The sequence below is a fragment of the Tardiphaga sp. genome (genome assembly GCF_041424195.1).
GTDB lineage: Bacteria > Pseudomonadota > Alphaproteobacteria > Rhizobiales > Xanthobacteraceae > Tardiphaga.
Genome location: NZ_JBGMOE010000205.1, coordinates 122,757 through 141,885 on the forward strand (window position 1 = coordinate 122,757; position 19,129 = coordinate 141,885).

The following is a 19,129-nucleotide window of genomic DNA, read 5'->3' on the forward strand; positions in this document are numbered from 1 at the left end:
TTAGTTCATCCCGAAGCTGGAGAATGTACGGATGAGGTGCAGAAACGGACTTCCACCCAAAATGATGAACATGGCTGGAAGCATGAACAACACCATCGGAATAGTCAGCTTGGCGCCTAACTTGTGTGCTCTTTCTTCCAGCTGGGTAATACGTTCTCGCCGAAGGTCGACAGCGATACTGCGCAGCGCCTGGCTCAACGGCGTTCCGTATTGCAGGCTTTGGCCGACCATGATGCCGAACCGGCGAAGTCCTTCTGACGTAGATCCTAATTTTTCGAATGCCTCGCTGCGATTTGGCAATATCCGCAGATCGTCAAGAAGGCTGTACAGGACCCGGGCCATCGCAGGATTAGTCTGGTTCATTTCTTCCGCTACTCGTTCGAGCGCGCTCTCCAGACCCATTCCCACTTCGCTGCAGACAACCAGTAAATCGATCATATCCGGCGTGCCTAGCCGGATGCCGGCGTTAAAACGCCGTCTCAGCACCGACAGGATCAACCGCGGCCCCATAATTCCAATCACGACCCCAATAAGAATGAAGATCAGCCCATCGATCAGCGACTTCCCTGAAAGCTGCGCGACAAACAAGCCAATAGTCGGAAACAAGAACATGCTGACAGTTTTGACACCAATCCAGATCGTCAAGGTCCGATGAGGATTGAAGCCTGACGAGTGAACGATTGTTCGTAGTTGGTCCAGATTTTCTGCAGAGTAGAAGCGTCGATACCGCGCCCCGAGCGATGAAAGCCACCCAGTCATGTCTCCGAAGGGCGCTGACCGGCCAGGAACGCCCATCACGGCATTTGACACCCGCATGTTCAACGCACGAAAGTGTAGTTCGAAAATGATCAACACCAAGGTCGCAGCCGCAAGTGTTATGGCAAGGGCAACCAAACTGAAACCAAAAGTCATAGTTCTGTTTCCCTTCTGACCATCCAACGTATCACAAGGGTCCCGACAAGCACTGATGCTCCTGCGTAAGCCAGGAGCATGTTTCCGGTCGGATCGTAGATCAGTAGATCAACTGTTTGCGGATTGATCGCGTATAGTAACCCACCTACAATGAAGGGCGACAATGAAAGTGCTCGAGAGGAAAAGATCACCTCTCCTGCCAGAGCCTTCGCGCGAGCGGCGAGCGCAACACGCTGCCGCACGGTGTCTCCCAGAGTCTGCAACGTTTCGGTCAAACTGCCACCGGACTTCAGCTGGACCGCAAGTGTCACCGCAAAGATTCCATACTCGGTCAACTGCGTTCGCCGATAGACAGCTTCCACAGCTTCCTCTGGAGAGCTTCCCATAGTCACTTCGCTGCATACGATAGCAAACTGCCCGGATGTTGGTTGTGGCATCTCGCGAGCAATGATGCGAAATGCTTCGCTCACCGGCAACCCGGATCGAACAGTGCTCGTCACCAGCTGGATCGTGTCAGGTAGCTGTCGAAAAAGTTGATTGGCGAGACGACGTTGCTGCCATCCAAACAAACCTCGCACCACCATGAAGGCGACAATTGCAGCCGCGAAAGACGCGTAGAGGATAGAGAAGTTCAGCAGGCTATTAACATAGAAGATTGTCGCTGCTGCGATGACACCGGCAAGTAGCACATAGGCGGGGTGCCAAGCGTAAGCTGTCCCAGCCTTGTAATAGACTAGGCGGTGGAGAAACATCCACCGGGACCCGGCCTCTAACCGACGAATCGAAGGCATGCCCGCTGAATCTGAGGCTGGCAGGGCTATCGCCACGTTACGATCGATGCAGCTTTGTCGAGTGCCGAGCCACAACGTCATGGCTGACGCGCACATCAGGAGCACCAGGACAATGAGAGTCAAAGACTGCATCATTATAACTGCCTCATAGCCTCGGCCCAGGCTCGATCGAGCCCATAGTAGGCAAGGCGGGTCTTGAATTTCGGGATGGCATGTGTGGACCGATAGGTGCCCGAGATCCGCCCGTGAACGTCCTCCTCTTCGTACTGGAACGCCACGATGTCATTAGTCGTGATTACATCGCCTTCCAGGCCGATCACCTCGCTAATTTGGATAACGCGGCGCTGTCCATCCCGCATGCGCTCGACTTGCACGATAATATCCAGCGCAGCGATAATCTGAGATCGGATCGCCCGCAGTGGCAGATTTGGCTGTCCCATCTGCACCATGTTTTCAATGCGGGTCAGTGCGTCGCGGGCGGAGTTCGCATGTACCGTGGAGATCGATCCATCGTGGCCGGTGTTCATTGCTTGCAGCATGTCAAACGCTTCAGCGCCGCGCACCTCGCCGACCACGATCCGGTCAGGACGCATCCGCAAGGCATTCCACACCAGATCGCGTTGCGTTACCTGTCCGGTGCCTTCGAGGCTGGGAGGCCGGGTCTCCAGGCTGATCACATGCGGCTGTTGAAGCTGCAACTCTGCCGCATCCTCGATGGTGACAACGCGCTCACTGTGATCAATGAATTGGCTCATGGCGTTCAACAGTGTCGTCTTGCCAGAGCCGGTACCGCCAGAAACCAGAATATTGAGCCGACACCGGGCGGCAATCTCCAGCAAGTGCCCCATCGCGGAGGTCATTGAGCCGTTATTGATCATTCCGGCCATATCCAGACGGCGACTTGGAAATTTTCGGATGGAAATGCAGGGGCTATGGATCGCCAGTGGCGGGAAAATGATGTTGACCCGGCTGCCGTCCGGCAAGCGGCAATCGACCATCGGACTGGATTCATCAACGCGTCGTCCAACCTGAGACGCGATCTTCTGCGCCACAGATGCGATGTGATCGTTGTCGCGGAACCGTATCGCGATCCGTTCCAGCTTGCCGTTTCGCTCGACATAAATGTTACTTGGTCCGTTGACCATGATATCGTTGATCGATTCATCGAGCAGGAGCGGACGGAGCGGCCCGTAGCCGGTCATGTCGTCTGCTATCTCGTCCGCTAGCTGAAACTGCTCGCGACCCGACAGTTCGAGCCGTTCCTGGTTGGCGATTCCATGGATGATTTCCTCGATCTGCCGCCGAAGGACTTCGCGCGAAACCGTTGCGGCCACCGATGGCTCGATCTGCTCGATGACCCGTTCGCGTAGCGAAGCTGGCATCACGGGCCTCTCGGACGAAGATTCGTCGCGCCTAGGCGCCGATGCAGGCCGGCTTGGCGTGGATGCTGGCAAGCTCGGCATCGATACAAACAAAGGAGCTGGCGTGCTGTCGCTTGGCGTCAATGCCAGGAAACGAGCTGGCGTGCCGTCGCGTTCACGCGTGCCGAATTTTTTCGTCACCCGAACAGCCTCCTCAACCATCCCTGCCGCAGGGCGCCTACACCCGCGATCTCCCGTATGATCGGGGCGAGGTGACGTCGCAGCCCTCTCACGTGCTTGAGAGCTGGAATTCCGAGATTGACCGCCTCGGTCATTCCCTTCCCAAGATCGGGAATCACCATATCGGGTTCCGCACCCAGGGCCTTGACGATCGTTGCACTGGGAAGGCCCCCGGCACGATTGGCACGATTGAGCAAGGTAAAGACTCGATCCTTGCCGGCGATGTTGGTGACGGCGGTGCGGAGTGCATGAGCATTGCGAAGGCCCGTCACCTCCGCTTCCAGCAGCACGAGCACGTGGCGAGAAAGCATGATCACCGGATGGATGGATGGCGGAAACGGGACCGGTATATCGACAACGATGTAATTGAACCGCTGACGGAGCAGACCCAGCACATGCCTCACGCCGGCTTCCGTGATGTCCAGCTGCGCATCCAGGTCCTCATCGGCCGAGATCAGGCAAACCCGCTCGTTGATCTCAATTGCCGCGCGTTCGAGGAACAAGGTGTCCGCCCGCATCGGGTTTTCCAGAGCGATACGCAACCCTGGCCCAGGCCGAACACCCAACATCACCGCCGTTTCGCCGTTCTGCAGATGAAGATCGAGCAGCGCGACCTTGGCCTTAGTGGTCTCGGCCAGTTGCAGTGCGAGATTGATGGCGATACTCGTCGCTCCCGCCCCCCCCTGAGCGCCGCAGATCGAGATTACATGCCCGCCACGATCCGCCGTCCCGGGCGCCACGTCGCCTAGCAGTTTCGGACGTAGCTGGTGTAAAACCAAATCACGCGTCAGCGGCCTCGGAAGGTACTCCGTCAAGCCGATTTCCATAAGCTCGCGGTAGAAGGTGATCTCTCTGCTCTCACCGATCAGAGCCACCCGGACATCGGGTGGGCAGACAGCGGCCAACCGTTCCAGTTCGGTAAACGGATCATCGATTCCACTGATGTCTACCACCAAGGCGAATAGCTCTGTGTCGGTTTCGAGCATCCGGATGGCATTACGGATCGTGCCACGCCTGATCGATAGGTTGCTACCTTCCAGGCCTTTGCGCAGAGCCTCTGCACTAAGCTCGTCATTTACGAAACAGACGATTCGGCTGCGTGTTACGAGAGACGCCGGTTCTTCAGGCGGACTGGCTATTGCTATGTTGACGTTCACCACGACCTCCCCTCGCTCAGCGCAGTGCGCGAAATCCCGGCATCTTCCTTCTTGACTGAGAATTTCGTACCGTTATTGCGCGCATAAACCACCACTGTCGTGTCCGCGTCCGCTGTATCCTGCCGGTCGACAGCTGACCGTACGGCCAAGGTGAGCTTGCCACGCTGTCCTGCGACGGCGAGTTTCCTGACCTGCTCTGGCGCAAGCTGCAACGTTACCGTGCGCGCGACCTTGCCGGCGGCGGCGTTGTTGGCTGGACCACCCTGCACAATCTCCTGGTCAATCGCGACGACCCGAACGTTCTGAACAATGGTTTCACTCAGCATGCCGTGCTGTTGGGATGTTTTATCCTCGCTCGCCGTCGTCGGCTCTTGGGTGAACACGACATCCACATAGTCACCCGGCCAGATCAGGCCAGAGACACCAGACGCCGCGTCAACGTTGATGCTGACGGCACGGCTATCCGGTGCCAGGACGCTGGCGAGAAAACCCCGTTCTCGCGGTCGCAAGATGTTTTCCGATGTGACGAGACTGCCCGTGTCGAGGAAGTTGCGAACCAGAGATCCGCGAATTCCGATCTTGGCGTCGGGTGTATCGAGGATCGCCCCTGCCGGAACACTGCCCGGCGATGCCGAGCGTACGGTGAAATCTTCATCGCGAGCCAGCGTCCCTCTCGGCAGCGGATGCGCCGCGACAAAGTAGCCGACCGTGAGCGGCTCCGGCGCCTTCACCGTGACCTCCACTACCGGGACCTGCACTTTCGGCAGGTTCATGTTATAGGCAATGAGCCCGAGCGCGGCGGTTGCGAGCACCAGCACCATGATAATCGAGAGACGCAACGTGGATGACATGTCAAAGTCCTCGGGTGAGAATAATCCAAATGCCACCGCACGCGATCGCAACCCCGTAAGGCAGCGGTGCGTGTCGCAAATGGCGCCAACGCTCGATCGCGTAGACGCGCCGTACGAATGACGATCCCGCGGGCGCCAGCCTGGGATACGGCAGCACGCGCATCATCAGATGCACCAGGGCAAGAACTCCGCCCGCCAGCGCGGTGATGGTCAACAACTGGATCACGCCCACCAATGGGAGACCAATCGCCAAGGCAACCAGCAACTTGACATCGCCGCCGCCGATTAATCTTCGCTGGTAGATGACCAGCAGCAGCAGGAACAGGATTGTTACGGCGATCAGAGATTCGGCAATTTGCATCGGACCGGCAAATTGACCGGCGATCCCAAGCAGCGCCAGCGCCAGACAAATTTCATTTCGGATCAATCGGGTCGCGATATCGATCGTTGCGACGTATAGCAACAATACGATCTGCAGAAACGAGGCTGTGGGAGCAATCCAATTCATGAAATGCAGGCCTCAAAAGCGAGGGCGACTTAATAAACTTACAGTAGGGTCACATTGAAAAGTGGAGGTGCCCCCGGGAGGGGGGCAGATAACCGTATTACACGGCCGCAGTGAAGGCGGTGGTGACAGCGGTAATCCCGCCAGACAGCGCCGTCCCGATGGCACCAGTAGCTCCGGTACCGAATGCAGCAGCCACTGCGCCTATGATACAGGCCGCGACGATAATGTACTCGAACGACACCACGCCACCCTCGTCTGTGTGCAGGTTCTTCAACGCTTCGGTGGCTTTACGATAATACTGCAACATAGGAAAAATCCTTCTTTACAAGATGAAGACATTGCCGTGCTGCCGACTGGTTAAAATTCTAGTAGGAGGCACATTCCGATGCCTCCCTCCGGGGTCAGATAGCCGTATTACACGGCGGCAGTGAACTTGGTGGTGATAGCGGTGATCCCGCCAGACAGCGCCGTCCCGATGGCACCAGTAGCGCCCGTACCGAACGCCGCAGCCACTGCGCCGATGATACAAGCCGCGACGATAATGTACTCGAACGACACCACGCCGCCCTCGTCTGTGCGCAAATTCTTCAGGGCTTCCGTGGTCTGGATGTAATATTTCAACATAGGAAAACTCCTTCTGAAAAATGGAATTCGCAGCTGTCGTAGGCGACGAAAACTAGCGCCAACCGATCACATCTATAGTGCCTGACCCGAGCGGCGGCTCGCAATTTTCGGAGGTACCTCGAAATCTCAAGCGCGATTCCGGCCTCAGTCGCGTCGTCCCGTATAAAGACGGGCAAGCCACATACCGGCGATCCCAAGTTTTCCGGTGACGACGCGCTGATTGCCTGTGGCGCAATGCAGATCGAGGCGGCTCCCAGCACATGGACCTATTTGGGCGACGCATGGGACGCTCTCGACCTGAGTCATACGTTGATCATCACACCTCTTCTGCCGCTTTGGATTAAATTTTCCATCCCTGCCGATGTGATCATTGCATTCGGATTGACCGCATCGGTGATCTTTGCCTGGCGTGTCCACGAACCGATTTTTGATCCCGGGATTTGACGGTGCACCCGACAGCCGGTTTGAGAGCTGGCGGTGCGGTGACATCTGAGGCGATCGACGGATATCTACGACAGTTGCGCGGTGCGACGTTCCCCCGGTCACTAAGCCTCCCTCACCACTTCGAAGGAATGCCCACTTGGTGCCGGCAGCGGTCGTTAGCAGCTGACGCAACCAAGGGAAGGCGCTGAAAAGGCGCCCATATATTTTTACTTCTCGCGCCCTGAGAGACAACCGGCGAGAGCTCCGCCACCAGCCGCACGGCGCCACGCTCCTGGCGGCAGTCCCGTCGCACCGGAAAATACGCGCGTGAAGTGGCTTTGGTCAGCAAAGCCACAAGCCAGCGCGACATCGGCCAACGGCATATCGGCCTTCATCAGAAGGCCTCGGGCCTGCTCGACGCGATGGGACAGGATCCACTGGTGAGGCGCCTTGCCCGTCGCCTTCTTGAAGCCGCGGATAAAATAGCCGCGCGACAACCCGCAGGCCTTTGCAACATCAGCAACGCGTACATTGCCGGCAGCGTTGTTGCTGAGCATTTCGATGGCCAGCGCCAGCTGCGGCCGCGATAACGCCGCGCCTTGCGACGTGGATTCAAGACTGGTCGCATTGTTGTATCGCTCGATCAGATGAATGCCGATCGTCGTTCCGAGCTGGTCGAGGAACAGCGGGCTCGCCTCGCTACTCTTCTGCAGCAAGGGCTCGACCACGCTGACGAGCCGCAACAAGACGGGATCGGTGTCACCGGCGCGGCAGGCAAGGTCGACCGCGCCGCACCACCCGTGCTCCTGCGCCAATTCGATCAGGAACGGCCGCGACACCTCCATCAGGAGAAAATCGAACGCACCCTGCAGATCGGCACGATAATCGTCAGCGAGATTGCGGATATAGATCGAGCCTTCCTTGAATTCATGGCTGGTTGCGTGATGCTCGTGGAAAATGCGGCGCCGGTGGCCACGGCCTTGCGAGACACCGATCAGGAAGCCGCGATCGTCGGCTCCCGTCGCAATCTGCCCGAGATGAGGATCCTCGCTGCCCTTGCGGAAGAACTTGATGCCGGCGCCGCGCAGCTCCTGGTCCTTGTGGAGCTTGCTGGCAGGACAGCCGAACACATCGATCTTCAATTTCGGCTTGAGCGGGACCTGCGGCTGCTCAAGCGTGCGGACCGGTCCCGCATATGATGCATTGTCGGGAATTCGGTTACCCGTCATCATACACCCTGTCGCTGCGTGCTGCAGATCGTCAGAACGCATTCATGCGTCCCGCCGAACTGCCGCAGGTTTCAATTCAGCCACACGCATCGTTGCGCATAGCCGACGTTACATGCCTTCCATGAATGAGGAATCGGATGCAGAAAGACAATTGGAGCATGGTGGAGGCCGACTAGACCTTGGTCTAGGCGAGTGAGGGTGGTTCACGTCCCAACCGGTCAGCCATCCGGACGATGTCCGCGACAGAGTTCGCACGCATCTTGCGCATCACCGTGCCGCGGTGGAGCTTGATCGTGGCCTCGCTCAGGTCCAGCGCAGCCGCAATCTGCTTGTTCATCAAGCCGGCGGCGACATATGCGAACACCTCGCGCTCCCTGACCGTCAAGGTCTCGAAATCCGCCTTGAGGCCGGCGATTTTCTCGGCCGCTTGCTTCGTCGCACGGTCGCGTTTCACAGCGGCCTCAACCGCAGCAAGAAGATCCATCGCGCGAACGGGCTTGGTCAGGAATTCGATGGCGCCGGCCTTCATCGCCCGCACCGACATCGGCACATCGGCAAAGCCGCTAATCACGATTACCGGCGTCGTGACATGCAGGGCAGCCAGATCGTCGAGAAAATCGAGACCATTACGGTTGGGCAGATGCACGTCGAGAACGATGCAGCCGAATTTGTCCCGGTCGTCTTTGGCCAGGAACTCCTGCGCCGAGGCAAAGCACTCGACCTGAAGACCGACAGAGCGCAGCATGCCGTCCAGGGCCTCGCGAATACCCTGGTCATCGTCAATGACGGCGACAACTGCGGTGACCGACTCCGAATTTGCGATCACGGTGTCACCTGCAGCGTACGCGGCGGCAGCGTGAAGCGAAAGCGCGTGCCAGTGGGCACGCGTGGCTCCGCCCAGAGCCTTCCGCCATGGGCATCGATGATGGAACGGCAGATCGACAGCCCCATGCCGATACCATCCTGCTTGGTCGTGAAGAACGGATTGAATATCGTATCCAGATAATCGGGATCGATACCCACCCCCGCATCTTCGACGGTGACGCAAACCTCTCCCAGTGGGTCCATCGCCGACACGACAGTCACACACCGTTGTTGATTCTCCGATGAGTTGATGGCATCCGCCGCGTTGGACACCAGATTCAACATCACCTGTTGCAACTGCACCCGATCGCCAACAATCGACGGCTGATCGGGCTGAAGATCAACGTCCAGCGCAATCCCCTGTCGCGACAGCTCCGGCTGTGCGATCAAAAGAACGCCTTCGATCATCTCATTGAGGTCGAGCGACTCGAACACCACGGGCGCGTTGCGGGCGATCGCGCGAACGCGCTGGATGATCGCTCCGGCGCGATGCCCCTCCGCGATGGCGCGCTCCGCAGCGGCGCGGGCTTCACCGACATTGGCCTTGTCACCTCTCAGCCATTGCACGCAGGCCTCGGCATTCATGACAACGGCCATCAGCGGCTGATTGACTTCATGCGCAATGGACGCGGTAAGCTGTCCCATCGTGGTGATCCGCGACATGCGCGCCAGTTCCGCTTGCGCCATCTGAAGCGCTGCCGTGCTCTCGCGCAGCTTGCGGTCGGCGCGGTCCTTGTACAAGGCCATTTCGATCACGGTGCGCAGTTGCAGATCCTCGAACGGCTTCAGCAGATAGCCGAACGGCTCGGCCTGGCTGGCCCGCCTGACCGTCTCGTCATCGGCATAGGCCGTGAGGAACACCACCGGGATCTGGCATCTGGCACGGATCTGCCGGGCGGCATCGATGCCGTCGATCTCGCCTTCCAGGCGGATGTCCATCAGCACCAGATCGGGGCGATTGCTGATCGCAAGCTCAACGGCCGCCTCGCCGCGGGCGGTCACCCCGATCACGGAATGACCGATCCGGCCGAGCTGCTCGCTGATATCGCGAGCAACGATGCGATCGTCCTCGACGACCATCACGCGGGCGCGCGTTGTCATGGCGCGAGCCTCGCGCCACGACCCGCCTGGAATGTAAGGGTACAAGTCGTGCCGCCGGTGCCGTCGACAGAGAACGTGCCATGCAGCTGCTCGACGAGATCGCGCACCAGCTGCAGACCGAGTGATCTGGTTTCGATGAAGTCGAACTGCTCGGGCATCCCGATGCCGTCATCCGCGACGGTCAGAATGCATGTCCCGTTGTCGCTGCGGCCGAACCGAACCTTGATATATCCGCTACGCTCGCCGGGAAAGGCGTGTTTGAACGCATTGGAGACGAGCTCGTTGATGATGAGGCCGCAGGACACTGCGCGATCCATATCCAACGTGACGGCATCACTTTCGGCCGTGATCTCGACGCGAGCCCGCCCATAGGCGCGGCGCAGATGCGTGCACAGACTGAGCACATGGGGTTGCATCTCGATCTCTGCGAAGTTACCGGCACGATAAAGATTTTCGTGCACCAGCGCCATCGACCGCACACGGTTGCGGCTGTCCGCAAATAGCGCCGCGGTGATCGGGTCAGTGATGCGCGACGCCTGCAGGTTCAAGAGACTGCTGATAAGCTGCAGGTTGTTCTTGACGCGATGATGCACTTCCTTGAGCAGCGCTTCCTTTTCGTTCAGCGACGCTTCCAGCCTCTCGCGCGCAGCGTTTCCGGTCGTGATGTCCATCATCGCGCGCCGAAGCTCGAGCTGGTTCATGATCTGCCGCGCGAGCGCCTGTAGCGTGAAGCGCTGGCGGGCGGAAAGACCATCCGGACGCGGCGTATGGTCGAGCACGCAGACGGTACCAATCGGCAGGCCCTTCTGCGTCTCCAACAGCGCGCCGGCATAGAAGCGGAGCCTGGGCCCCCCGCTCACCAATGGATTGTTCTGGAAGCGTATATCCGAGGACAGATCGGGGACCACGAACAGATCGGTCTGACGAATCGCCTGCGCGCAGATCGAATGATTGAGCGGCAGCTCCTGGTCGCCATGCGCTATACCGCTGAGCGTCCAGTGTCGGCCTTCATCGATCAGATTGATGGCAGCGATCGGCGTGTTGCAGATATCCGACGCGATCTGCACGAAGTCCGCGAAATCCGCATCAGATGCAGAATCGAGAATATCATATCGATGCAAGGCCGCGAGGCGATCGCGTTCATTCCACATGTCAGCCACTCATGTCGGCGTCATCCGAACCATTACGCCAAATGGGACCGATGGCGGGCGGTCGCGTAACCTATTCTGCGGCGGCATAAAATGAAACCGCCTTCGCATGGCCGGCGGGGCGCGCGTTTACCACCCATATTTGAGCTCCAGCCCGAGATAATTGCTGTCATGGCCGCCGGCATTCCGCACAGTATCACCGACGGCATAATGCACCGCCTCGACGGCGCCGGTCAGGTTGGCGTTGAAAACGTAGTCCGCGCGAAGCTGTGAATAGACACCAGTCCAGCGGCTGCCCTGCCCGGCCGTGCCCGCGACGGCAACGTTGGGCTGAACATAGACAGCATCGGCAACCGTCTGGCGCCATTGCATGCCGACCCCGGCGGTCACGGTCAGATTTGCGATGGGCTTCACCGTCAGTGTCGGCTTGAGGTGGATCAGGTTGGCGTAGCCGGTATAGCCAGCCAGCGAAAAATAGTAGCCGTTCGGGAACAGCGGATTGAACGTACCGATCGTGTTGTCACCCGCACGGCCGTCGCCCGATGCTGCGTCCGCCTGCAAGCCTATCCTCGGCGTCCACGCGACGTTGGAGAATGTGTAGCCAGTGCGGCCACCCAGCGCCCAGGCTTCGATGTCCTTGGCGCCGACATGACCGCTCTGGCCCATCGCTTCGAGATCCCAATCGAAGCCCTTGGCATTGCCGGCAAAGCGGACGTCGAAGACATGGCGGGTCTCTTCGCCCAAGGCGTCGAGATAACGCGCAGACGACCGCTCGAACAGCGAGTAGTAGCCAGAGAGTTCGTTGTCGCCGAACACCTTGCGTTCGATACGTGCGGTACTAAAGCGGAAATTCTGGCCGGAGAAGTCGTCGAACACATCGCCAAAGCGATATTGCACCGGCTGGCTGACAAAGCCGATAAAACGCCACAACCCGGTCTCGTAATCCGCCCAAACCGCATCGAAGGACTGCCGCACATTCGGCCCGTCGCGGGACGACACGAAGCGTTGCAGATCGAAAGCAAAATCCTGCCGGCCTACGCGAGCCTTGAAAGTGCCGTCCCCCAGCGCGCCGGTATAGGCGATAAAGGCCAGTCTCAGATCGAGCTGATTCTGATCGACCGGTGAAATACTTGCCTTGTCGATGGTTCGCACATCTTCAAGCTGGGTGAAAATCTGCCAGTTCTCATTCAACCGGATATCGATATGCATCTGCAGCCGCTGCAGCAGATAGGAATCGCTACGCGTGTTGCCGACGCCGAAATTAGGTGCGTCGTTGATCTCGAAGCGCTCGCGCAGATTGGCGCCCAGCGAAATGTAACTTTTCGGATCGGTGATGAAGAGCGGGATATATTTCAGCGCGTCAAAGGGCTGCGTGCGCAACGCCGGATTGGCGAGTGCAGACCAGTCTTCCTGCCAGCGGTTGGCAAGAATCTTTGGGCGTGTCGGCGGTGACGCGGTGTCGTCGGCACGCGCAGGCGACGGCAGCGCCGCGACCACGCTTATGGCCAGCACGGTCGTTGCTGCCCAAGCTTTACTTGCCGACAGCGGAATGGATCTCGGCAACATAGCCTCCGGGGAATTTTACCAGGGCGGCGCGGCGTGCATCCGCGACATAGGGCTCGACCAGCACCGCGACTCCGGCTGTCTTCGCCTTGGCCAACGTCTCGTCGAGCGACGGCACTTCGTAACCGGCCAACTCATGGCCGTAGGGATAAGGAAGCACGCCGTCGGTCACCAGTACAGTCATCTTGCCAAACTTCGACGTGATGCGGACCCGCCGATAGGTATCGTCAGGGCGGCCGATCTCTATGCCGGGCGCCTTCGCCGTATCGGAGACAACGCTGCCTTTCGAGAAAGCGACAAAGCTCTTCACGAACTGGTCGGCCCGGCCGGCCGGCAGATAGACACGATTCTCCGGGATTGTCTGCAGCTCCGCATAGGACGGCGCCGCCGTATGCCAGTAGAGCTGCATGTTAATGCCGCCCGGCCATTGCACCACGACGTCGCGGCCGATCGGATCGGGAAACGTCTTGACCAGCACGTCGGCGCCCGCGCTTTGCGCGGCTTTGACGGCCGCATCGATATCGGTGACGAGATAGCCGGTACGCTCATGACCGAACGGATAAGGGATCGGCGTCTTGAATCCGAACACGGAGACCGAGCCCGCCGGGGTCAGCAGAAGCTGCGATGTCGTGCTGCTTGGCGTTGGCGTCACGGTGGCCACGACCTGCTTGGTGCTCTTGCCGCCAAAAGTCGCGAGGAAGCTCTCGACAAAGCGATCAACCTCGTCCGGCGCCACATAGACATGCGTCGTATCATATTGTGCGCCGACCGCAAAACCGGTCTTCGCCGGCGCCTCGCGCGACCATGCGGCTCGCGGCGCGACCGATAGCAAGGCGACGGAGACAGCGACGGCAGTAAATCTGAGAAAACGCATCCTGGCAGTCCTTGTGGCGACTAGTGCTGGTTAACCGGTTCGGGATTCAACATTGGGTTCTTCAGATCCAGCGTCAGGAAATGCCGGACCACGGGGGCATCGGGGCCGACGTGATATTGCGTCATCTCGCGCTGTACATCGGCATCAGCCTTCGAGACGCGGTGATGCTGCCGCAGATGCTCCGCCCATGATTCCACCAGGAACCATTCGACGATCTTCTCCGGATCGGCGGCATCCTCGGTGATGCCCCAGCCGTAGGCGCCGTCGCGGCGACGCGCTTCGGAGAGACGCTTGAGTCCGGTGAAGAACGGCTTACGGTTTTCACGCGCGATTCTGTATTCAATCAGGATCAGGACGGGACCGCGGTCGTGCTCGACCTCGTCCGACGTCAGCGGCTCCGGCCAGTAATTGGACGGCGCGAGATCGGCTTCGCCTGTCGGCAGCTTCACCCTGTGCATGATGAAGGCGGCGACGGCGAGACCGCAGGCGCTGACCAGCAGCGTCGCCGGCAGGCTCAGCGCTTGGGCCACCGCGCCCCAGCCGAGGCTTCCGGCGGCCATGGCACCGTTGAACACCATCAGGTAGACCGCGAGACCGCGGCCACGTACCCAATTGGGCAACACCGCCTGCGCGACGCCGCTGAATGTCGTCAGCGCCGTGATCCAGGCCGAACCGAGCAGCAACAGAACCGGCAGCGCAACCCATTTCGGCGGCGCGAAGGACAGGACGGCCATCACACATGCTGACAACAGCGCGGCGATCAGCAGCAACGCGTCGGAGTCGAGCTTCGCACGCAACCGGGGCAGCACCAGCGCGCCACCGATCGCGCCTGCGCCGACCGCACCAAGCAGTACGCCGTAAAAACTGGCATCGCCACCCAGCAGATTACGGGCCACCAGCGGCAGCAGCGCCCAGATCGAGCTGGAGAATGCAAAGAAGATCGCTGCGCGTAGCAGCACGACATGCAGCTCCCGGCTGGAGCGTGTGTAGCGTAACCCGGCCCGGAACGCGCCGAAGAACTTCTCCGACAACACGTCGTTCTCGGCCTTGGCGCGCGGCCACCACAGCAATGCTGCGATGACGAACATGTAGCTGATGACATCGGCGCCATAGGTGACGGCTGCACCGAATGTCGCCAGCAGAATGCCTCCGGCCGCAGGGCCGATCGATCGCGAGACATTGATGCCCAGCGAATTCAGCGCGACCGCACTCTTGATGTCCTGCCGCGGCACGAGCTCCGGCACGATCGCCTGCCATGCCGGCCCCACGAGTGCGGCGCCGATGCCGCCGATGAAGGTCAGCCCGATCAGCAGATTGACCGTCAGCAACCCGTAATGGGACAGCATCATCAGCATCCCGCTCACCAAGGCGAGCAGCACCTGCACCGCGATCAGGAATTTGCGGCGATCGAGAATATCGGACAACACCCCGGCGGGGATCGCAAACAGGAAGATCGGCAGCGTTCCAGCCGCCTGGATCATGGTGACCGCCGCCGGTGCCGCGGAGAGATCGGTGACGAGCCATGAGCTCGCCACGTCGCGCATGAAGCTGCCGGTGTTGCCCATCACCGTCGCGCCCCAGATCACCGCAAAGACGGATTGGCGAAATGGCGCGAAGGCGCTGGTGGTCGGCATGGGAGGAGCCGGGCTGCTCATAATTTTGCCTTCCCGGCCCGATCATTGAGGTCATGCCATGCAACAAGCAGGAACCCTCCGCACAGGCCGATATGTTCGAAGAACGAATTGGCGCTCATGAAACGCTCCGGTGGCGCCAGCTCCCAGAACCGGTTCGCCAGAAACGTCGCCATCAGCGTGAAACCTGCAAGCGAGAGTGCGCCGATCCAGCGCAACACGCCACCGAGAATCAACAGCGACGCCACCAGTTCGAGCCCGATCGTTACCAATGCGAAGGGCGCCGCGGGTTGCAGCCCGAAATGGTTCATCTCGGCGATGGCCCCGGGAAGATCGAACGCCTTCACCAACCCACCCTGCAGATAGGCCGCGCACAGGCAGAGCAAACCCAGCCAGTGCACAACGGGCGCACCGATCACGCGACGTGCGAGATTCGTGATCATACTGCCCAGCATGCGCAGCCGAGCGCGCCCCAGAAGCTCTTGAGATCGGCGATGGGCAGCTTGCTGGACCATGCCGTGGCATGATCGTGACCATGCACGCCGCACGAATTGGCACAGCCGCAGCTCATCGCCATCTTTTGAGCGACGACCTGTCGATTCGCATCGGGCGCAGCCCAAGCGCCGTAGCCGCCGAAGGTGCGCACAGGTGACCAGTCCGGCATCGCCGGCGGCGGCGCATTCTCGTCGAGCCTGGCGAAATCACCGGCGGCAAAGACAACCTTGCCGCCGACGATTGTCAGCACTGCGCTGGTGTCGGCAATCTCGTTCTCCGCGCAGGAGAAGAAGTCGCGATCGGGTACGACGATATCGGCGAGCTGGCCAACCTGGATACGGCCCTTCTTGCCTTCTTCGTTCGAGAACCACGTCACGTTTTCGGTCCACATCCGCAATGCCGTTTCGCGGTCGAGGCAGTTGCGCTGCGGATAGAGCTGCATGCCGCCAACGGTGCGGCCCGTGACCAGCCAGGACAGCGACACCCAGGGATTATAGGACGCGACGCGCGTCGCATCGGTGCCGGCGGACACCTTGACGCCCTTGGCGAGCATCTTCGACACCGGCGGCGTGGCTTCGGCCGCACCATGGCCGTAGCGCTCGACGAAATATTCGCCCTGATAGGCCATGCGGTGCTGCACCGCGATGCCGCCGCCCAATGCAGCAATGCGATCGATGGACTGATCCGAGATCGTCTCGGCGTGATCGAAGAACCAGTTCAGCCCTTCCAGCGGCATCTCCTGATTGACGCGCTCGAACACATCCAGTGCGCGGCTGATGGTCTCGTCATAGGTCGCATGCATGCGCCAAGGCCATTTGTTCTGGACGAGGACCCGCACGACCTCCTCGAGTTCGCCTTCCATCTCCGGCTCCATATCCGGGCGCGGCTGGCGGAAATCCTCGAAATCGGCGGCCGAGAATACCAGCATTTCGCCGGCGCCGTTATGGCGGAAGTAGTCGTCACCCTGCTTGTATTTCGACGTCTTGGTCCAGTTCAGGAAATCGTCCTTCTCGCCCTTCGGCTTCTGGGTGAAGAGGTTGTAAGCCAGACGAATGGTGAGCTGGTTCTCGTCATGCAGCTTCTGGATGACGGCGTAATCGTCCGGATAATTCTGGAAGCCACCGCCGGCGTCGATCGCGCCAGTGACGCCGAGGCGATTGAGCTCGCGCATGAAGTGACGGGTCGAATTGACCTGATAGTCGAACGGCAGCTTCGGCCCCTTGGCCAAAGTCGCATAGAGAATGCCGGCATTGGGCTTGGCGAGCAGCAGCCCGTTCGGGTTACCGTTGGCGTCGCGGATGATTTCGCCGCCCGGCGGATTGGGCGTGTCCCTGGTGTAGCCGACGGCACGCAATGCGGCGCCATTGAGCAAAGCGCGATCATAGAGATGCAGCAGGAATACCGGCGTATCCGGTGCGACAGCATTGAGCTCATCGATGGTCGGCAGCCGCTTCTCGGCGAATTGATGTTCGGTGAAGCCACCGACCACGCGCACCCATTGCGGCGGCGGCGTGATGGCGACCTGACGCTTCAGCATGCTCATGGCGTCGGACAGCGAGCGCACACCATCCCAGCGAAGCTCCATGTTAAAGTTCAGACCACCGCGAATGATGTGCAGGTGATTGTCGATCAGGCCAGGCAGCACGCGCTGGCCCTTGAGGTCGACGACCTTCGTCTTCGGTCCAGCGAGCGGCAGAATCTCTGCGTCGTGGCCGACATGAGTGAAGCGGCCATCCTTGATGGCCACCGCGCTGGCGACGGGATTGGAGCGATCGAGCGTCGTGAACAGGCCACGATGGAGAATGAGATCGGGGGTCTGCGGCTCGGTCATTGGGAGCTCCTTCGGCGGTCGTGAATTGAACGGTCGATCTGATCGTGACGCATCTTCCGGCGACTAGCCGCCGGCGGGCGGCTGCGGCGCTTTCTCGGCCACAACACGCGTATCGGAGCGCTGGCCCTTCGGCAGATGGCCGAACATGTGTGGCTTCACCTGTTCGAGCCAGGACTGCACCACCGGCTCCTTCTGCCAGATGCTCCGCACCAGTGGCGGCAATTGCTCGCCGACGAGAATGCCGAGCAGGCCAACCAGCGCCACCACCGGTGGCGCCGGAGAGCGCACATTGATCAGACTGTAGATGACGCCCACCAGCAGGCCTGCGCCCAGTGAGATCATGTGCGCTTTCATGTCGTTGTCCTCGGTTGTTTGACGTGACGGCTTACTTGGCCGGGCCGCCTTCGGAGGCGTGCTCGCCCAGCGCCCACTTCGAAAAGCGGATCTGGATGCCATAGGGCGAATGTGCACGCTGGATGTCCATCATGCCTTCATAGGTCTCGCTGCGCGCCCAGTCCTGCTGCAGCTCGTAGGCATATTGCGAGGACGTGATCGGCACAGCGCCGGCCTGGATCGCGCGCTGCATGGCGCGCTCATGGGCTTCCGGCGAGAGATCGCCGCAGGCGTCGGCAGCGATGTAGATTTCAAAGCCTTCGCGCAGCATGTCCAGGGTCGGGAAGATCACGCAGGCTTCGGTCCACAAACCGGCGATCACGAATTTCTTGCGGCCGGTGGCGGCGACGGCCTTGCGGAAGTTCGGATCGAGCCACGAATTCATCGAGGTGCGATCGATGATTTCCTGTCCCGGGAACAGCGACACCACCTCGGGGATGAACGGGCCGGAAAATGACTCTGCCGCGACGGTGGTGAGAACGGTCGGAATCTTGAAGAGCTTCGCAGCTTTTGCAAGAATCTGGACGTTGTTCAATGTGACAAGACGATCATGCGACTGGACGCCCTGGAACATCGCGGGCTGAAAATCGATCAGCGCGATGGCGCTGTTCTGAGGCGTCAGCATCTCTTGGAACGACATTTAATCTTCTCCGTGATTGTGGTTACAGCGGCTTCGCCCTGAATGGATCTCGTCGCCTCGATGTTTTCGATGAGGCGCTCCTCAGTGAGCTTCCGCCAACTCGCTTCGGCGAGCATGGAAGCACGGGACTATTGGTACATCGCTTCACCCACGTCTTGCCCAAAAGTGCTGGCCTTTGTATTTTGGCACACGCGCCGACCGGCCGGTCGCATCGTTATTGCCTCAATCATTGATCGGGGCAGAACAGCGACCTCGGGCCGACACTCCCTTCAACGGATGCTCACCCAGCCGGAACGGGGCACCATCGATATGGCGCGCCACTGCTTCCGTGAGGATGATTTCGTGTCCCAATTTCTTCTGGAGCGTTTCGACGCGGCAAGCCTCATTGACGGCAATTCCTGCCCGAAGAGGATGCCACAGGTCGCGATGGGGCAAATTCGGCGGCGGGCAATCGTTCAGTCGTTCAATCCCTCCAACGCGCACCAAGCGTGAA

21 protein-coding genes are annotated in these 19,129 nt (G+C 60.0%); 2 read left to right on the top strand and 19 right to left on the bottom strand.

Annotation, left to right across the window (positions count from 1 at the left end):
- The 8 genes from ACEK02_RS28520 to ACEK02_RS28555 all read right to left on the bottom strand — a co-directional run bounded on the left by ACEK02_RS28520 (window position 1) and on the right by ACEK02_RS28555 (window position 6,444).
- Window positions 1-912, bottom strand: a complete 912-nt coding sequence (locus ACEK02_RS28520; protein ID WP_371424832.1) for a type II secretion system F family protein — start codon at window positions 910-912, stop codon at window positions 1-3.
- Window positions 909-1,838, bottom strand: coding sequence for a type II secretion system F family protein (locus ACEK02_RS28525; RefSeq protein ID WP_371424833.1), 930 nt, complete (start codon window positions 1,836-1,838; stop codon window positions 909-911). The genes ACEK02_RS28520 and ACEK02_RS28525 overlap by 4 nt, the downstream gene beginning before the upstream one ends.
- The gene (locus ACEK02_RS28530; RefSeq protein ID WP_371424904.1) at window positions 1,838-3,088 is read right to left on the bottom strand and encodes a CpaF family protein; all 1,251 of its coding nucleotides are present in this window, start codon (window positions 3,086-3,088) and stop codon (window positions 1,838-1,840) included. The genes ACEK02_RS28525 and ACEK02_RS28530 overlap by 1 nt, the downstream gene beginning before the upstream one ends.
- Before the next feature lie 173 nt (window positions 3,089-3,261).
- The gene (locus tag ACEK02_RS28535) at window positions 3,262-4,461 is read right to left on the bottom strand and encodes a CpaE family protein (protein WP_371424834.1); all 1,200 of its coding nucleotides are present in this window, start codon (window positions 4,459-4,461) and stop codon (window positions 3,262-3,264) included.
- On the bottom strand, window positions 4,458-5,282 hold the full coding sequence (gene cpaB / locus ACEK02_RS28540; protein ID WP_371424835.1) for a Flp pilus assembly protein CpaB: 825 nt from the start codon (window positions 5,280-5,282) through the stop codon (window positions 4,458-4,460). Before cpaB ends, ACEK02_RS28535 begins: the two co-directional genes overlap by 4 nt.
- 31 nt (window positions 5,283-5,313) lie before the next feature.
- Window positions 5,314-5,820 carry a prepilin peptidase gene (locus ACEK02_RS28545; RefSeq protein ID WP_371424836.1) on the bottom strand — a complete coding sequence of 169 codons (507 nt, stop codon included), beginning with the start codon at window positions 5,818-5,820 and terminating at the stop codon, window positions 5,314-5,316.
- Between the two features lie 97 nt (window positions 5,821-5,917).
- The gene (locus ACEK02_RS28550) at window positions 5,918-6,127 is read right to left on the bottom strand and encodes a hypothetical protein (RefSeq protein WP_371424837.1); all 210 of its coding nucleotides are present in this window, start codon (window positions 6,125-6,127) and stop codon (window positions 5,918-5,920) included.
- A 107-nt stretch (window positions 6,128-6,234) separates the two neighbouring features.
- The gene (locus ACEK02_RS28555; protein ID WP_371424838.1) at window positions 6,235-6,444 is read right to left on the bottom strand and encodes a hypothetical protein; all 210 of its coding nucleotides are present in this window, start codon (window positions 6,442-6,444) and stop codon (window positions 6,235-6,237) included.
- A gap of 234 nt (window positions 6,445-6,678) precedes the next feature.
- On the opposite strand from ACEK02_RS28555, the gene ACEK02_RS28560 reads away from it, so the two are divergent.
- Complete coding sequence (locus ACEK02_RS28560) at window positions 6,679-6,888, top strand: hypothetical protein (RefSeq protein ID WP_371424839.1); 210 nt, start codon at window positions 6,679-6,681, stop codon at window positions 6,886-6,888.
- A 206-nt stretch (window positions 6,889-7,094) separates the two neighbouring features.
- Here ACEK02_RS28560 and ACEK02_RS28565 read toward each other — a convergent pair whose 3' ends face one another.
- From ACEK02_RS28565 to ACEK02_RS28615, 11 genes are all read right to left on the bottom strand, one after another.
- Window positions 7,095-8,138, bottom strand: a complete 1,044-nt coding sequence (locus ACEK02_RS28565) for a helix-turn-helix domain-containing protein (protein ID WP_371424840.1) — start codon at window positions 8,136-8,138, stop codon at window positions 7,095-7,097.
- Between the two features lie 142 nt (window positions 8,139-8,280).
- On the bottom strand, window positions 8,281-8,922 hold the full coding sequence (locus tag ACEK02_RS28570) for a response regulator transcription factor (RefSeq protein WP_371424841.1): 642 nt from the start codon (window positions 8,920-8,922) through the stop codon (window positions 8,281-8,283).
- Complete coding sequence (locus ACEK02_RS28575) at window positions 8,919-10,061, bottom strand: sensor histidine kinase (RefSeq protein ID WP_371424842.1); 1,143 nt, start codon at window positions 10,059-10,061, stop codon at window positions 8,919-8,921. The genes ACEK02_RS28570 and ACEK02_RS28575 overlap by 4 nt, the downstream gene beginning before the upstream one ends.
- Entirely contained in the window at window positions 10,058-11,212 is a 1,155-nt protein-coding gene (locus ACEK02_RS28580) for a histidine kinase dimerization/phosphoacceptor domain -containing protein (RefSeq protein ID WP_371424843.1), read from the bottom strand. Before ACEK02_RS28580 ends, ACEK02_RS28575 begins: the two co-directional genes overlap by 4 nt.
- A 126-nt stretch (window positions 11,213-11,338) precedes the next feature.
- Window positions 11,339-12,772, bottom strand: a complete 1,434-nt coding sequence (locus ACEK02_RS28585) for an alginate export family protein (protein WP_371424844.1) — start codon at window positions 12,770-12,772, stop codon at window positions 11,339-11,341.
- A complete protein-coding gene (locus ACEK02_RS28590) occupies window positions 12,741-13,646 on the bottom strand; it encodes a glyoxalase (RefSeq protein ID WP_371424845.1) in 906 nt (301 codons plus the stop codon). Before ACEK02_RS28590 ends, ACEK02_RS28585 begins: the two co-directional genes overlap by 32 nt.
- A 20-nt stretch (window positions 13,647-13,666) precedes the next feature.
- On the bottom strand, window positions 13,667-15,280 hold the full coding sequence (locus tag ACEK02_RS28595) for an MFS transporter (RefSeq protein ID WP_371424846.1): 1,614 nt from the start codon (window positions 15,278-15,280) through the stop codon (window positions 13,667-13,669).
- Between the two features lie 17 nt (window positions 15,281-15,297).
- The gene (locus tag ACEK02_RS28600) at window positions 15,298-15,720 is read right to left on the bottom strand and encodes a DoxX family protein (RefSeq protein ID WP_371424847.1); all 423 of its coding nucleotides are present in this window, start codon (window positions 15,718-15,720) and stop codon (window positions 15,298-15,300) included.
- Entirely contained in the window at window positions 15,717-17,603 is a 1,887-nt protein-coding gene (locus ACEK02_RS28605) for an amidohydrolase (protein ID WP_371424848.1), read from the bottom strand. Before ACEK02_RS28605 ends, ACEK02_RS28600 begins: the two co-directional genes overlap by 4 nt.
- A 63-nt stretch (window positions 17,604-17,666) precedes the next feature.
- Window positions 17,667-17,957, bottom strand: coding sequence for a XapX domain-containing protein (locus ACEK02_RS28610; RefSeq protein ID WP_371424849.1), 291 nt, complete (start codon window positions 17,955-17,957; stop codon window positions 17,667-17,669).
- A gap of 31 nt (window positions 17,958-17,988) precedes the next feature.
- Window positions 17,989-18,636: a hydrolase gene (locus tag ACEK02_RS28615; RefSeq protein ID WP_089267975.1), complete on the bottom strand. Its 648-nt coding sequence runs from the start codon at window positions 18,634-18,636 to the stop codon at window positions 17,989-17,991.
- A gap of 42 nt (window positions 18,637-18,678) precedes the next feature.
- Here ACEK02_RS28615 and ACEK02_RS28620 point away from each other — a divergent pair, with 42 nt between their 5' ends.
- Window positions 18,679-19,128, top strand: coding sequence for a hypothetical protein (locus tag ACEK02_RS28620; protein WP_371424850.1), 450 nt, complete (start codon window positions 18,679-18,681; stop codon window positions 19,126-19,128).
- Window position 19,129 lies beyond the last annotated feature (1 nt).